Raw genomic sequence first — 15,317 nt, 5'->3', positions numbered from 1 at the left:
AATGAGGCACTGACATGACCGATCAATCCCCCAACGCCACGCTGAACGCGCAATCCTTCATGGACGGCGCCAATGCCGATTACATCGACCAGCTTCAGGCCCGCTATGCCGCCGACCCGAATTCGGTCGATGCCGGCTGGGCCGCTTTCTTCAAGGCGCTGGGTGACAGCGAGCTGGAAGCCAAGCGCGCCGCTGCGGGCCCGTCCTGGGCGCGCAATGACTGGCCGCAGCAACCGGCGGACGAACTGACTGCCGCGCTGACCGGCGAATGGCCGCTGGTGCCGAAAGAGGCCAAGGGCGCGGGCAAGAAAATCGCCGAAAAGGCGGCCGAGGCCAATGTGGCCCTGACGCAGGAGCAGATTCAGCGCGCCGTGCTGGATTCGATCCGCGCCATCATGATCATCCGCGCCTACCGGATTCGCGGCCACCTGGCTGCCGATATCGACCCGCTGGGCATGCGCGACAGTTCCAACCACCCGGAACTGGACCCGAAATCCTATGGCTTCACCGAAGCCGACATGGATCGCCCGATCTTCATCGACAATGTGCTGGGCCTGACCCATGCCTCGATGCGGCAGATCATGGAGATCGTGAAGCGCACCTATTGCGGCACGTTCGCGCTGCAATACATGCACATTTCCGACCCTGAACAGGCCGCCTGGCTCAAGGAACGGATCGAAGGCTACGGCAAGGAAATCGCCTTCACCCGCGAAGGCCGCCGCGCCATCCTGAACAAGCTGGTCGAAGCCGAGGGCTTTGAGAAGTTCCTGCATGTCAAATACATGGGGACCAAGCGTTTCGGTCTGGATGGCGGCGAGGCGCTGATCCCCGCGATGGAACAGATCATCAAGCGGGGCGGCAATCTGGGGCTGAAGGAAATCGTCATCGGCATGCCGCACCGCGGTCGCCTGTCGGTTCTGGCCAATGTTCTGGGCAAACCCTACCGCGCCATCTTCAACGAATTCCAGGGCGGCAGCTTCAAGCCCGAGGATGTGGATGGGTCGGGCGACGTGAAATATCACCTCGGCGCCTCGTCGGACCGCACGTTCGACGGCAATACCGTCCACCTGTCGCTGACCGCGAACCCCTCGCACCTTGAGGCGGTGAACCCGGTCGTTCTGGGCAAGGTCCGTGCCAAGCAGGATCAGCTTGGCGATACGGAACGCCGTCAGGTTCTGCCGATCCTTCTGCATGGCGACGCGGCGTTCGCGGGTCAGGGCGTCGTGGCCGAATGCTTCCAGCTTTCGGGCATCAAGGGCCATCGCACCGGCGGCTGCATCCATATCGTCGTGAACAACCAGATCGGCTTCACCACCGCACCGCATTTCTCGCGCACCTCGCCTTATCCGACGGATATCGCGCTGATGGTCGAGGCGCCGATCTTCCATGTGAACGGTGATGATCCCGAAGCCGTGGTGCATGCCGCCCGCGTGGCGACCGAGTTCCGGCAGAAGTTCGGCAAAGATGTCGTTCTGGACATCTTCTGCTACCGCCGCTTTGGTCACAACGAGGGCGACGAGCCCATGTTCACCAACCCGATCATGTATAACCGCATCAAGCGTCACAAGACGACGCTTCAGCTTTATACCGACCGGCTGGTGAAGGATGGCCTGATCCCGGAAGGCGAGATCGAGGATATGAAGGCCGCGTTCCAGGCCCGCCTGAACGAAGAGTTCGAGGCTGGCAAGGAATTCAAGCCGAACAAGGCCGACTGGCTGGATGGCCGCTGGAAGAACATGTCGCGCGAAGGCGAGGAATATATCGCCGGCAATACCGCGATCAAACCCGAGACTCTGGCCGAGGTCGGCACCGCGCTGACCCGTGTGCCGGACGGGTTCGAGATCCACAAGACCGTCGCGCGCCAGCTGGAAGCCAAGAAGAAGATGTTCGAGACCGGCGCCGGTTTCGACTGGGCAACGGCTGAGGCACTGGCCTTCGGCTCGCTGCAAACCGAGGGCTATCCCGTGCGTCTGTCCGGTCAGGACTGCACGCGCGGCACCTTCTCGCAGCGGCATTCGGCCTTCATCGAGCAAGGCACCGAAGAGCGCTACTATCCGCTGAACCACATCCGGGCCGGTCAGGCGCGGTATGAGGTCATCGACTCGATGCTGTCGGAATATGCGGTGCTGGGCTTCGAATACGGTTATTCGCTGTCCGAGCCGAATGCGCTTGTGCTGTGGGAAGCCCAGTTCGGCGATTTCGCCAACGGCGCGCAGATCATGTTCGACCAGTTCATCAACTCGGGCGAAAGCAAGTGGCTGCGGATGTCCGGTCTGGTCATGCTGCTGCCGCACGGGTTCGAAGGGCAGGGGCCTGAACATTCGTCGGCACGTCCCGAGCGCTTCCTGCAACTTTCGGCGCAGGAAAACTGGATCGTGGCGAACTGCTCGACCCCGGCGAACTACTTCCACATCCTGCGGCGTCAGATCCATCGCGATTTCCGCAAGCCGCTGGTGCTGATGACGCCGAAGTCGCTGCTGCGGCATCCGATGTGTGTCTCGACCGCTGAGGATTTCACCACCGGCTCGTATTTCCATCGCGTGCTGTGGGATGACGCCCAGAAGGGCAATTCGTCGCAGCAACTGAAGCCCGATGCCGAGATCCGGCGCGTGGTGATGTGCTCGGGCAAGGTCTACTATGACCTGCTGGCCGAACGGGATGCCCGAGGCGCCGATGATGTCTACCTGCTGCGGGTGGAACAGCTTTACCCCTTCCCGGCGCAATCGCTGCGCGCCGAACTGGGGCGCTTCCCGCAGGCCGAGGTGGTCTGGTGTCAGGAAGAACCGAAGAACCAGGGTTACTGGAGCTTCATCGAGCCGAATATCGAATGGGTGCTGGATCAGGTCGGTGGCGCTGCGAAACGCGCGCGCTATGCCGGCCGCACGGCCTCGGCTTCGCCCGCCACGGGCCTCGCCTCCAAACACAAAGCTGAACAGGAAGCGCTCGTGAATGATGCGCTGTCTTTCGAAGGGAAATAAGCCAATGACCGTTGAAGTTCGCGTTCCCGCCCTTGGCGAAAGCGTCACCGAAGCGACCATCGCGACCTGGTTCAAGAAGCCGGGCGATGCCGTTGCCGTCGATGAAATCCTCTGCGAGCTGGAAACCGACAAGGTGAGCCTCGACGTGCCCTCGCCCGCCGCGGGCGTGCTGGGCGAGATCGTCGCACAAGAAGGGGAAACCGTCGCTGCGGCCGCACTGCTGGCGACGATCAACGAAGGCGCCACCGCTGCTGCCGCGCCCGCGCCGAAAGCCGAAGCCGCCGCCGCGGTGAACTCGCCCGGTGCAGGGCCGGAAACCCCGGCTGCCCGCAAGGACGTGGAAGATGCGCCTTCGGCCAAGAAAGCCATGGCCGAGGCGGGGATTTCCGCCGCGCAGGTGCAGGGCTCGGGCCGTGACGGCCGTGTGATGAAGGAAGACGTGGCCAAGGCCGTCGCTTCTGCCGCTGCTGCCCCGGCGCCCGCCCCGGTTTCGGTGCCGCGCGCGCCCGTCCCGGCCGATGACGCCGCCCGCGAAGAGCGCGTCAAGATGACCAAGCTGCGCCAGACCATCGCGCGTCGCCTGAAGGACAGCCAGAACACCGCCGCCATGCTGACCACCTATAACGAGGTGGACATGTCCGGCATCATGGGCCTGCGCAACGAATACAAGGACGTGTTCGAGAAGAAGCACGGCGTGAAGCTCGGCTTCATGTCCTTCTTCGTGAAAGCCTGCTGCCACGCGCTGAAGGAAGTGCCCGAAGTCAATGCCGAGATCGACGGCACCGACATCGTCTACAAGAACTACGTCCACATGGGCGTGGCGGTGGGCACGCCCTCGGGTCTTGTGGTGCCGGTGGTGCGTGACGCCGATCAGATGGGCTTTGCCGCGATCGAGAAAAAGATCGCCGAACTGGGCGTCCGCGCCCGCGACGGCAAGCTGTCGATGGCCGAAATGGCGGGCGGCAGCTTCACCATCTCGAACGGCGGCGTCTATGGCTCGCTGATGTCCTCGCCGATCCTGAACCCGCCGCAGTCGGGGATCCTTGGCATGCACAAGATCCAGGACCGCCCGGTGGTGGTGAACGGCCAGATCGTCATTCGCCCGATGATGTATCTCGCGCTGAGCTACGATCACCGCATCGTGGACGGCAAGGGCGCCGTGACCTTCCTCGTCCGCGTGAAGGAAGCGCTGGAAGACCCGCGCCGCCTGTTGATGGATCTGTGATCAGGCCCCTGTACACCAAAACAATTGCAGGGCGATAATACCCGCCCTGCAATGACCGTAACGGGTATGGCCGAGATGCCGTATATTGCCCATCCAGCCAAGTTCGTGGTGGAGACCATGGTTCCTGCCCATCGTGACAGTATTCTGCTGACGCTGATCGCCGTGATCTATGCGGGCGCTACGGTCGCCATGGTCTTGCCGTTTCCTGACTTCCGCGCTTCTGGCGCCTTGGGAACCGCAGCGGGGGGCACACTGATCTCCATTGCCTGTGTTTTGCCCTTCCTCTTGCTCTGGGCAAGCCGGTACGCGGGGAAACAGGGCCGGTTATTGCAACTGGCCATTATCATTATCGCGTCGAGTCGGCTGGCTTCATCATGGGCGCCGAACTGGTTTCCGCCCGGATGGCAGTTTCCAGCGCTGTCATTTCTTGCGGCGATCTTTTTCGGAATTTCTGCGATCCGTGCAAAACGTGTATCAATGGCTGAAAGCATAACGCCATGACTCCCGAACTCACCGCCCTCGCCCTCGCAGGCCTGCTCCAGGCCGTCCAATACCTGCTCTTCGCCATCCCGGCGAACCGCGAGCTGGGGACGGGGTATACCTCCTCGGCGCGGGACCGGCCGCCGTCGCGGCAACTCTCGCAGACCACCGCCCGCCTGCAACGCGCCCTGAACAACCATTTCGAGGGGCTGATCCTGTTCACCCTCGCGGTCGTGGTGGTCACGCTGGGCGGCAAGGCCTCGGGCCTGACCGCGGCCTGTGGCTGGGTCTACCTCGGCGCCCGCATCCTCTACGTTCCGGCCTATGCCTTCGGCTGGCGCCCCTGGCGCTCGGCCATCTGGGGCCTGGGCTTCCTCGCAACCCTCACCATGATTGTGGCCAGCCTGACCTGACCTTCATCTTGGTATAAATATCCTCGGGGGTCCGGGGGCAGACAGCCCCCGGCGCTCGACACCAAAGGAGACCGAAATGGCAGAATTCGATGTGATCGTGATCGGCGGCGGCCCCGGCGGCTATGTCTGCGCCATCCGCTGTGCGCAACTGGGCCTCAGGACCGCCGTGGTCGAAGGGCGCGAGACGCTGGGCGGCACCTGCCTGAACGTTGGCTGCATCCCGTCGAAGGCGCTGCTGCACGCGACGCATAACCTGCACGAAGTCCATGAAAACTTTGAAAAGATGGGCCTGATGGGTGCCAAGGTCAAAGTCGACTGGGACAAGATGCAGGCCTATAAGCAGGACGTGGTGAACGGCAACACCAAGGGCATCGAATTCCTTTTCAAGAAGAACAAGGTGACCTGGCTGAAGGGCTGGGGCTCGATCCCCGCCGCCGGTCAGGTGAAGGTCGGCGACGAGGTTCACACCGCGAAGAACATCGTCATCGCCACCGGCTCGGAACCCGCGAGCCTGCCGGGCGTGACCGTGGATGAAGAGGTGGTCGTCACCTCCACCGGCGCGCTGTCGCTGAAATCGGTGCCGAAATCGCTGGTGGTGATCGGTGCGGGCGTGATCGGGCTGGAGATGGGCTCGGTCTATGCCCGTCTGGGCGCCGAGGTGACCGTGGTCGAATATCTGGATGCCATCACCCCCGGCATGGATGCCGAAGTGGCCAAGAGCTTCCAGAAGCTGCTGGCCAAGCAGGGCATCAAATTCGTGCTGGGCGCGGCGGTGCAGGGCACTGAGCGCACCAAGAAGGGCGCGAAAGTGTCCTACAAGCTGCGCAAGGACGAAAGCGCGCATGAGATCGAGGCCGATGCCGTGCTGGTCGCCACCGGCCGCAAACCCTATACCGCCGGTCTGGGGCTGGAAGCCCTGGGCGTGGCGATGGAGCCGCGCGGGCAGGTCACGATCGACAGCCATTTCCAGACCAGCGTGAAGGGCATCTATGCCATCGGCGACGCGGTGGTCGGCCCGATGCTGGCCCATAAGGCCGAGGACGAGGGCATGGCGGTGGCCGAGGTTCTGGCCGGCAAGCATGGCCATGTGAATTACGATGTCATCCCCGGCGTGATCTACACCGCGCCCGAGGTGGCTTCGGTCGGCAAGACGGAAGAGCAACTGAAGGCCGAGGGCCGTGCCTACAAGGTTGGCAAGTTCCCTTTCATGGGCAATGCGCGCGCCAAGGCGATCTTCCAGGCTGATGGTTTCGTCAAGATGCTGGCCGACAAGGAAACCGACCGGGTTCTGGGTTGCTACATCATCGGCCCCGGTGCGGGCGATCTGATCCACGAGGTCTGCGTGGCGATGGAATTCGGCGCCTCGGCGCAGGATATCGCGCTGACCTGCCATGCCCACCCGACCTATTCGGAAGCGGTGCGCGAGGCGGCGCTGGCCTGTGGTGACGGTGCGATCCACGCCTGAGGGACGCTTATCAAGCGGAAACGCCCCGGACTGATGTCCGGGGCGTTGCTGTTTTCAGTATTATGGCCCGCGATGCGGGCCATGGAAGATGAGTATTTGGGCAAGAAGCAAGGGCGCTTCGGGTTATTCGGCCGCCACCGGCGTCGGATCGACCAGCGCCACGATGTCGAGCATGATGCGGTTCAGCTCGAAATCCTTCGGCGTATAGACGGCGGCGACGCCCATGGCGCGGAGTTTCGCGGCGTCGTCCTCGGGGATGATGCCGCCGACGACAACGGGGATGTTGCCGAGGCCTGCGGCCTTCATGCGCTCCATTGTTTCGGCGATCAGCGGCAGGTGGCTGCCCGAGAGGATCGAGAGGCCGACGACATGCGCCTCCTGCTCTGCTGCGGCGGTGACGATTTCGGCAGGGGTCAGGCGGATGCCATCGTAGTGGATGTCCATGCCGCAATCGCGGGCGCGGGCGGCGATCTGTTCGGCGCCATTGGAATGGCCGTCGAGCCCCGGTTTGCCGACCAGGAACTTGAGCTGCCGGCCGAGGCGTGACGAGACGGCCGACACCGCCTCGCGGATCGGGTCCAGCCCCTCGGTGCGGTTGGAGCGGTTCTTGGACACGCCGGTCGGGCCGCGATACTGGCCGAAGGCGGTGCGCACGGTGGTGCCCCATTCGCCGGTGGTGGCACCGGCCTTTGCGGCGGCGATGGAGGCGGGCATGACGTTGCGGCCATCGGCGCAGGCTTCGCGCAGGGTGGCGAGTGCGGTCTTGACCGCCGCCTCGTCCCGGGTTGCGCGCCATTGGGTCAGGCGTTCGATCTGGTCGCGCTCGGCGGCTTCATCCACCACCATGATGGCGCCATCGCCGGCGGTCAGCGGCGAGGGGGCGGCCTCGGTCCAGCGGTTCACCCCGACCACCACGGTTTCATTGCCTTCGATCCGGGCGATGCGTTCTGCATTGGCCTCGACCAGACGGCCCTTCATGTATTCGATGGAGGCGACGGCACCGCCCATGGCGTCGATCTGCGCCAGTTCTTCGCGCGCGCCCTGTTTCAGGGCCGCGACCTTCGCGTCCACCGCCGGGTTGCCGTCGAACAGATCGCCATATTCCAGCAGGTCGGTTTCATAGGCGAGGATCTGCTGCATGCGCAGCGACCATTGCTGATCCCAGGGACGGGGCAGGCCGAGCGCCTCGTTCCAGGCGGGCAATTGCACGGCGCGGGCGCGGGCTTTTTTCGACAGCGTCACCGCCAGCATCTCGATCAGGATGCGGTAGACGTTGTTCTCCGGCTGTTGTTCGGTCAGGCCGAGCGAATTGACCTGCACGCCATAGCGGAAACGGCGATACTTCGCATCGGTGATGCCATAGCGGTCGAGCAGGATTTCATCCCACAGGTCCACGAAGGCGCGCATCTTGCACATTTCGGTGACAAAGCGGATGCCCGCGTTTACGAAGAACGAGATGCGGCCCACCATGTTCGGGAAATCCTCGGGCGTGACCTTGCCCTTGAGGTCGTCCAGCACCGCGCAGGCGGTGGCGAGGGCAAAGGCAAGCTCCTGCTCGGGCGTCGCGCCCGCCTCTTGCAGGTGATAGGAACACACGTTCATCGGGTTCCATTTCGGCAGGTGCTTTTGCGTATAGGCCGCGACATCGGTGATCATGCGCAGGCTGGGCTTCGGCGGGCAGATGTAGGTGCCGCGCGACAGATATTCCTTGATGATGTCGTTCTGCACGGTGCCTTGCAGTTTCGATACATCGGCGCCCTGTTCCTCGGCCACCGCGATGTACAGCGCCAGCAGCCAGGGCGCCGTGGCGTTGATCGTCATGGAGGTGTTCATCTGTTCCAGCGGGATCTGGTCGAACAATGCCCGCATGTCGCCCAGGTGGTTCACCGGCACGCCGACCTTGCCCACTTCGCCGCGCGACAATTCGTGATCGCTGTCATAGCCGGTCTGGGTGGGCAGGTCGAAGGCGACGGAAAGCCCGGTCTGCCCCTTGGCGAGGTTGGTGCGGTAAAGCGCATTCGACGCCTTCGCCGTGGAGTGGCCCGCATAGGTGCGGAACAGCCAGGGGGCATCTTTCTTGGCTTCGGTCATGGCGGCCTCGTGAATCGGGTTGGCAATTTTATTGCTTGAACGAAGATATGCGGGAAAGATTATGGCATTGTCAATTCGCCGCGTCGCAGCATGGCCGGATTTACGCAGATGCGGCGATGGCCTAGGTTCAGGCTATGACCGAAACGGTAGAGCTTCCTCTCTGGCTGGTGGTGCTGGCCCTGACCCTTGCCGCCGTGGCCGCATTGGAGCGGGTTCTGATGCCATCGGCACGCTGGTTCCTGCGGCGGCGGGCCGAGCGGCTGGTGGCGCGGCTGAATATCCATCTGGCGCGGCCGATCCGCCCGTTCCGCCTTATGGCGCGGGCGGATCGCATCGTGCAGCTGACCTATGATCCCAAGGTGATGCAGGCCGCGATGGACCATGCGCAGGAAACCGGCACGCCCGAGCCGGTCGCCTTCGAGGCTGCCCGTAAGGCCGCGCGTGAAATCGTGCCGGGCTTTTCGGCGCTGGTCTATTTTGGTGTGGCGACGCGATTGGCGCGCTGGCTCAGCCGGGCGCTTTACACGGTGCGCGTGCGGCCGGTGGATGCGGCGCTGGCCGGGATCGACCGTGAGGCGACGGTGGTTTTCGTGATGAATCATCGCAGCAATATGGATTATGTGCTGGTCACCTGGCTCGTCGCCAACCGTTCGGCGCTGAGCTATGCGGTGGGGGAATGGGCCCGCGTCTGGCCGCTGTCGGCGATGATCCGGGCGATGGGCGCCTATTTCATTCGCCGTGGCTCGCGCGATCCGCTTTATCGCCGGGTGCTGGCGCGCTATGTGCAGATCATCACCGCCGAAGGCGTGACGCAGGCGATTTTCCCCGAGGGCGGCCTGAGCCTTGATGGCCGGGTTGGCGCGGCGCGAATGGGGTTGCTTTCCTACATCTTGCAGGACTTTGGGCCGGACCATCGCGATGTGGTGTTCGTGCCGGTTGGCATCGGATATGACCGGGTGCTGGAAGATCGGCTGCTGGTCGAGGCGGCGGCCAAAGGGGAACGCAGGTTCCGGGCAGGCCCGCTGGGGGTGCTGGGGTTCCTCTGGCGTATGGCGCGGCGCAAGTGGAAGGGCACCTATTCCGGCTTTGGCCATGCCGGGGTGGCTTTCGGGGCGCCGATATCCCTGCGGGACTGGCTGGCCACGCATCCCGCCGATGCCGAGGCGTTGGGGACGGCCCTGATGCAGCGGGTGGGCGAGGCTGTGCCGGTGCTGCCGGTGCCTCTGGCCGCCGCCGCCCTGCGCAAAGGGGCGGCAGCCGTGCCGGAACTGGTGTCGCGGGCCATGGCGCTGGCGCAAGATCTGCGCGCGCAAGGCGCGGTGATGGAACTGGGTGAGGCCCCGGAGACAGCACTGGTCGGGGCGTTCGAGGTTTTGCGGATGCGGGGGATGATGGATGCTGCGGGGCAGGTGCCTGCGGACCAGATGGCGCTGCTGGCCTTTCAGGCGGGCACCGTGGAGCAGCGGATTTCAAATTCAATAAGTTGAATTTGTTTATGTGACATGCTATCTGAGTCGCAAGGGCGCATTTCGCGCCCATGGAGATGGAGCTTCACATGACCCTTGATCGCACGATCTTCCTTTTCGCCGGCGTGATGGTGCTGCTCAGCGTCGCGCTGACCGTCTGGGTGTCGCCCTACTTCGTCTGGTTCACCGTCTTTATCGGCGCGAACCTGATCCAGTCGTCGTTTACCGGCTTCTGCCCTGCGGCCATGATCTTCCGTGCTTTCGGCATCAAGGCCGGTTGCGCCTTCCAGTAAGGAAATCCTCGCCCGCTTGACGCAGATCATGGCGGGCGCAAAATCCTCATGTGAAAATTTGTTGCATTGTAGTATAATGCGCGAGCAACATGAGGAGGATTGAATGACCCACAAGATCCTGTGCCCGACCGACGGCACCGACCATTCGAATATCGCCGTTGCCTATGCCGCCGAACTGGCGGCCAAATCAGGGGCCGCGCTGTCGATCTGCGTCGTCAATGTGGCCCATGGCGGCGCGAAGGGCCCGCTGATCCATCACTGGACCGATGCCGAAGTCGTGGCGCTGCTTGATGCGGCGGTGGCACTGGCCGGTCAGCACGGCGCGCCGGACGTCAAGCGCGTCGATATCGTCAGCCGCGAGGCTGCGGCGGGCATCGTCCATTATGCAGAACAGAATGGCTACGACCACATCGTCGTCGGCACCGGCGACAAGCGCGGAATTTCGCGGCTGATGCTGGGGTCAGTTGCTGCCGATGTCATGGCGCGTGCGCATTGCACGGTGACTGTGGCACGCTGACGCTGTTTGCCCCGGCCGGTTTCCGTTATGCTGCATCGCAGAATAAGGGGGAATCGGATGGGCAAGGTCATCACGGTCGCACAGCAGAAGGGCGGGGCGGGCAAGACCACGCTTGCCGCGAATCTTGCTGTCTGTCTGGTGCGGCAGGGGCTGGATGTCGCGCTGGTGGACAGCGATCCACAAGGCAGCCTTGGCCGCTGGTTCATGACCCGGCTCGACCGACTGGGCGAGCCGGACATGGATTTCTCAACCGCCTCGGCCTGGGGGGTCGGCTATGAATGCAAGAAATTGCGCGCGCACCATGACGTTGTGATCGTCGATACCCCGCCCAAGGTCGACAGCGATCTTCGCCCAGCATTGCGCGAGGCGGATCTCGTCCTGGTGCCGGTTGCGGCCAGCCATGTGGATCTTTGGGCTACGGATGGCGTGCTGGATCTGGTGGCGCGGGAAAGCGGGCGGGCGCTCATCGTGCTCAATCGCATGAATACAGGCACCCGGCTGGCCGAGGATGTCGCCAGGGCGGCCGAGGGCGTGGCGCGGGTTGCGAAGTCGCGACTTGCGGCGCGGGTGGCCTTTGCCGAAACGCTGGGGCAGGGGCTGGGGGTTGCGGAAGGGCGCGGCGCCGCGGCGGCCGAGGCGCGCGCGCTGATGGCCGAGGTTCTTGACGAACTCGACCTCGGGGCCGAAACCTAGAACACGTCGAACAGGTAAAGCAGGATGATCAGCGGGATCGGAATGCCGATCAGCCAGGCCAGAATACCTTTCATCTTATCCTCCGTCGGTTGCTGAACTGGCAACGTTCGCGGGGCCGTGATGGTTCCGTGCATATCGCTGCATCACGCTTTCGCGCAGGGGGATGTTCGCCCGCGCAGAGCCGACTATATTGCGGCCATGATGCTTCGTTCCGCCCTTCTGGCCCCGCTCGCCGCGCTTGTCTTCGCCCTGCCCGCGCAGGCCGAGAAGATTTCGCTTTCCGCCCTGTCGAAATACCTCAACGGGTTGACCACCGTTGAATCGCAGTTCACGCAGGTGAACAGCGATGGCAGCATCGGCACCGGCACTATCTATATCTCGCGCCCCGGCCGGGTGCGGTTTGAATACGCGCCCCCCGACAAATCGCTGGTGCTGGCCAGTTCCGGCAATGTGGCGATCTTCGACCGCAAGTCGAACCAGCCGCCAGAGCAATATCCGCTGGCCAAGACACCGCTGAACCTGATCCTGGCGAAGAATGTTGACCTGGCGCAGGCGAAAATGGTGATCGGCCACCGCGAAGATGGCAATACCACGCGCGTCGTGGCGCAAGACCCGAAGCACCCGGAATACGGCAGCATCGAAATGGTGTTTACCGCCAATCCGGTGGAACTGCGCCAGTGGATCATCACCGATGACGCCGGCAGCACGACAACTGTGATCCTGGGCGAGATGGCCAAGGGCCGCAGCTTCAGGCCCGGCTTCTTCGATATCCCGCTGGAGATGGAGCGGCGCAACTAGGCGCCGCCCTCTTATCTTCCGCAGCCGGAAAGCTGCGAGGCGTAATTGTCGGCGCGCTGTTGCACCCGGTTCGCCACGTCAACCAGCCAGGTTTTCGCATTGTAGCTGCCATTGGCAAAGCCGGTGCGACCTTCATGATAGGCAAGATACTGGCTGCGGGCATCCCATTTGGAAACGCCCAGACGTTTCTCGGTGCCATCCATGTACCAGCCCATGAAATCGGTCGCATCGTCGATCCGGTCCCGCTTGGCCCGGCCGTTGCGCGTTTCCTTCTGGTACTCTTCCCAGGTGCCGTCCAGCGCCTGGCTATAGCCATAGGCCGTGCTTTGCCGCCCCATCGGAATGATCCCCAGCGCAAAACGATGCGGGGTGCGGGCATTGCCGATGAATTTGCTTTCCTGATGGATGGTCGCCATCTGCACATGCACCGGCACACCCCAGCGGCGTTCCGTCGCCTTCATGGCGCGGTAGTATTCCGGGCGCTCCCGCAGGATCGCACAGGCATCGTCGAGATTGCGTGGCGCCGCAAACCTGCTGCCCCCGCCGCAGGAGGCGAGGAGAAGAAGAAGGATCGACGCACGGAGAAGTCTGCTCATCTGCCCCTCGCGTGTCTTTGTTTTTTGCAAGGATATGCGATTTCCGGCGGGGGGGAAATGGGGCGCCGCAGGATTTCACATCAGTATTCCGCGAGCGGTACAGGCAAACTGTGGGTCGATGCCTGACAGACTGTTTCCCCCCGAATCACCCGCGCCCAGTGGACCTGAGGCGATCAAAGGATTAGGAGTCGCCAAAGGGGGTCCGTCACGAATGCTCAAGGCGCAGGCGAAATATCATCTCGGCCAGGTGCTGCGGCATCGGAAACACCCGTTTCGCGGGGTGGTTTTCGACGTGGACGCCATGTTCTCGAATACCGAGGAATGGTATGCCGCCATCCCCGAGGACAGCCGCCCGGAGCGGGACCAGCCCTTCTATCACCTTCTGGCTGAAAACGACCAAAGCTATTACGTCGCTTATGTGTCAGAGCAGAACCTGATCCCGGACGAAACGGGCGAGCCGGTGGATCACCCCGACCTGCACGATCTGTTCGGGGATTTCGAGGACGGGCGTTACCCGCTGCAATTCAACCTGAATTGAGACGCAGCGGGCGGTCCCGCTGGTTCCGGTCAGGTTCAATACCCCAGAGCTTTCAATACCCCAGGGCGCAGCCGTCCTTGCGCGGGTCTGACGCGCCTTCCAGAACGCCCGAGGGGTGGATTAGAATGGCCTGCGCGCCGCCGATCGGCTCTTCGGCCGTCTGAACCGCATGCCCCATCCCGGCGAGTTCGGCAGCAACCGCCGGATCATAGCCGCGCTCCAGCGTGAATCCTTCCGGCGTAGTGAAGCAGCGCGGGGCGTCGATAGCCTCCTGCAGCTCCATCCCGTAGTCGCGCAGGTTGGTGACCAGCCGGGCATGGCCGCAAGGCTGATAGGCGCCGCCCATGACGCCAAAGGGCATGGTCACGCGGCCGCTTTCGGCCAGCATGCCGGGGATGATCGTGTGCATCGGGCGCTTGCCACCCGCCGCCTCGTTCGGGTGGCCCGGTGTCAGGCTGAAGCCCGCGCCGCGGTTCTGGAAATTGATGCCGAATTTGGTGGAGGCAAGCCCCGCCCCGAAGCCCCAGAAGATCGAATAGATCAGCGAAACCGCCATGCGGTCGCGGTCCACCACGGTGATATAAACCGTGTCCTTGTGAACCGCCTCGGCCAGGGCCGCAGGGTTGGCACTGGCGCGGCGCGGGTCGATCAGCGCCGCCAGCCGGGCCGCGGTTTCGGGCGCCAGCATATGTGCCAGCCGTGTCGTATGGTCGGGGTCGGCCAGGAAACGGTTGCGTGCGTCATAGGCGAGCTTCGCGGCCTCTGCCTCGATATGGGCGCGGGCGGCCCCGAAGGGGGCCATGGCGGGCAGATCGAAATGCGACAGGATGTTCAACAGCAGCAGCGCTGTCGCGCCCTGGCCATTTGGCGGATGTTCGATCACCTCGGCGCCTTTGTAGGGGGCGGCGACCGGATCGGTATAGAAGCTTCGCACCCCGGCCAGATCGTCCATCGTATGCGGCCCGCCCAGCGCATTCAGCGAGGCGATCATGTCTTCGGCAACTTCGCCCTCGTAGAACCCGGCCCTCCCCTCGCGGGCAACGCGGCGCAGAACCTCGGCCTGACCGGGCGCGCGGAAGATCTGACCGATTTTCGGGGCACCGCCGTCCAGCAGGAAGTGCCGCCGCGCCTCGCCCTGCAAAACCGCCGCATCTGTGGCCCAGTCAAAAGCGACGCGCGGGGCGACCGGCACACCTTCCTCGGCATAGCGGATGGCGGGGGCAAGCGCCTCGGCCAGCCCGATCCGGCCCCAATCGGCGCTGAGCCGGCAGAAGGCATCCATCGCGCCGGGCAACGTCACGGCGTCAATGCCGTGAATTGGCATGGCCGTCAGCCCTCTGGCGCGCAGGGCATCGGCAGACAGACCTGCCGGCGCGGCGCCCGAGCCATTCAGCGCGATCACCCGCTCTTCCCCGGCGGGCTTCATCAGGATGAAGCAATCGCCGCCGATCCCGGTCATCTGCGGTTCGCAAATACCCAGCAGCACCGCCCCGGCGATGGCCGCATCGGCGGCATTGCCCCCGGATTGCAACACATCCAGCGCGACCTTCGCCGCCAGCGGATGCGAGGTGGCGCAGATGCCATTGCTGGCCAGTACTGCCGATCGTCCGGGTTTCTGAAAATCACGCATCTGACCCTCCGCTTTGCAGCGAGGTTAGGGCGCGCGAACAGGAAGGGGAAGAGCCTCGGCGCCGCGATCTGGGTGGGGGCTTTCTCACAGCGCCGAGGGAAGCCTTGTGCAGCTACACCGCGTTGTTGGCAGAA

The 15,317-nt window shown here is 63.8% G+C and carries 15 protein-coding genes; 11 read left to right on the top strand and 4 right to left on the bottom strand.

Going from position 1 to position 15,317, the window contains the following annotated elements; genetic code table 11:
* Positions 1–14: 14 nt before the first annotated feature.
* The 5 genes from IE126_RS08460 (at position 15) to lpdA (ending at position 6,561) form a co-directional block, all read left to right on the top strand.
* Positions 15–2,978, top strand: a complete 2,964-nt coding sequence (locus IE126_RS08460) for a 2-oxoglutarate dehydrogenase E1 component (protein WP_189380712.1) — start codon at positions 15–17, stop codon at positions 2,976–2,978.
* A 4-nt stretch (positions 2,979–2,982) separates the two neighbouring features.
* Positions 2,983–4,203 (top strand): 2-oxoglutarate dehydrogenase complex dihydrolipoyllysine-residue succinyltransferase, encoded by a 1,221-nt coding sequence (gene odhB, locus IE126_RS08455; protein ID WP_229825337.1) that lies wholly within the window; start codon positions 2,983–2,985, stop codon positions 4,201–4,203.
* Between the two features lie 66 nt (positions 4,204–4,269).
* Positions 4,270–4,704 (top strand): hypothetical protein, encoded by a 435-nt coding sequence (locus IE126_RS08450; protein ID WP_189380711.1) that lies wholly within the window; start codon positions 4,270–4,272, stop codon positions 4,702–4,704.
* On the top strand, positions 4,701–5,096 hold the full coding sequence (locus IE126_RS08445) for an MAPEG family protein (protein ID WP_189380710.1): 396 nt from the start codon (positions 4,701–4,703) through the stop codon (positions 5,094–5,096). Before IE126_RS08450 ends, IE126_RS08445 begins: the two co-directional genes overlap by 4 nt.
* Positions 5,097–5,172: 76 nt before the next feature.
* Entirely contained in the window at positions 5,173–6,561 is a 1,389-nt protein-coding gene (gene lpdA, locus IE126_RS08440) for a dihydrolipoyl dehydrogenase (RefSeq protein ID WP_189380709.1), read from the top strand.
* Between the two features lie 123 nt (positions 6,562–6,684).
* Here lpdA and IE126_RS08435 read toward each other — a convergent pair whose 3' ends face one another.
* On the bottom strand, positions 6,685–8,652 hold the full coding sequence (locus IE126_RS08435; RefSeq protein WP_189380708.1) for a protein meaA: 1,968 nt from the start codon (positions 8,650–8,652) through the stop codon (positions 6,685–6,687).
* 134 nt (positions 8,653–8,786) lie between these two features.
* On the opposite strand from IE126_RS08435, the gene IE126_RS08430 reads away from it, so the two are divergent.
* The 4 genes from IE126_RS08430 (at position 8,787) to parA (ending at position 11,621) form a co-directional block, all read left to right on the top strand.
* A complete protein-coding gene (locus IE126_RS08430) occupies positions 8,787–10,139 on the top strand; it encodes a 1-acyl-sn-glycerol-3-phosphate acyltransferase (RefSeq protein ID WP_189380707.1) in 1,353 nt (450 codons plus the stop codon).
* A 68-nt stretch (positions 10,140–10,207) separates the two neighbouring features.
* Positions 10,208–10,411 carry a YgaP family membrane protein gene (locus IE126_RS08425; protein ID WP_054304102.1) on the top strand — a complete coding sequence of 68 codons (204 nt, stop codon included), beginning with the start codon at positions 10,208–10,210 and terminating at the stop codon, positions 10,409–10,411.
* Between the two features lie 103 nt (positions 10,412–10,514).
* Complete coding sequence (locus tag IE126_RS08420; protein ID WP_108128457.1) at positions 10,515–10,928, top strand: universal stress protein; 414 nt, start codon at positions 10,515–10,517, stop codon at positions 10,926–10,928.
* A gap of 57 nt (positions 10,929–10,985) precedes the next feature.
* The gene (parA, locus tag IE126_RS08415) at positions 10,986–11,621 is read left to right on the top strand and encodes a ParA family partition ATPase (protein WP_054304045.1); all 636 of its coding nucleotides are present in this window, start codon (positions 10,986–10,988) and stop codon (positions 11,619–11,621) included.
* Here the strand turns inward: parA and IE126_RS08410 are convergent.
* A complete protein-coding gene (locus IE126_RS08410) occupies positions 11,618–11,755 on the bottom strand; it encodes a hypothetical protein (protein ID WP_158640684.1) in 138 nt (45 codons plus the stop codon). The two genes, parA and IE126_RS08410, sit on opposite strands and share 4 nt — an antisense overlap.
* Before the next feature lie 64 nt (positions 11,756–11,819).
* Between IE126_RS08410 and IE126_RS08405 the strand changes: the two genes are divergently transcribed.
* Positions 11,820–12,419: a LolA family protein gene (locus IE126_RS08405; protein ID WP_189380706.1), complete on the top strand. Its 600-nt coding sequence runs from the start codon at positions 11,820–11,822 to the stop codon at positions 12,417–12,419.
* An 11-nt stretch (positions 12,420–12,430) separates the two neighbouring features.
* On the opposite strand, the gene IE126_RS08400 is transcribed toward IE126_RS08405, so the two are convergent.
* Entirely contained in the window at positions 12,431–13,015 is a 585-nt protein-coding gene (locus tag IE126_RS08400; RefSeq protein WP_054304044.1) for a transglycosylase SLT domain-containing protein, read from the bottom strand.
* A 211-nt stretch (positions 13,016–13,226) separates the two neighbouring features.
* Between IE126_RS08400 and hspQ the strand changes: the two genes are divergently transcribed.
* The gene (hspQ, locus tag IE126_RS08395) at positions 13,227–13,553 is read left to right on the top strand and encodes a heat shock protein HspQ (protein ID WP_108128458.1); all 327 of its coding nucleotides are present in this window, start codon (positions 13,227–13,229) and stop codon (positions 13,551–13,553) included.
* Between the two features lie 52 nt (positions 13,554–13,605).
* On the opposite strand, the gene IE126_RS08390 is transcribed toward hspQ, so the two are convergent.
* Positions 13,606–15,183 carry a gamma-glutamyltransferase family protein gene (locus IE126_RS08390; RefSeq protein ID WP_189380705.1) on the bottom strand — a complete coding sequence of 526 codons (1,578 nt, stop codon included), beginning with the start codon at positions 15,181–15,183 and terminating at the stop codon, positions 13,606–13,608.
* Positions 15,184–15,317 lie beyond the last annotated feature (134 nt).

The sequence above is a fragment of the Gemmobacter nanjingensis genome (genome assembly GCF_014652195.1).
Lineage (GTDB): Bacteria > Pseudomonadota > Alphaproteobacteria > Rhodobacterales > Rhodobacteraceae > Gemmobacter > Gemmobacter caeni.
The sequence above is the reverse complement of the archived record's forward strand: the minus strand, read 5'-3'. Positions and strand labels throughout refer to the sequence as shown.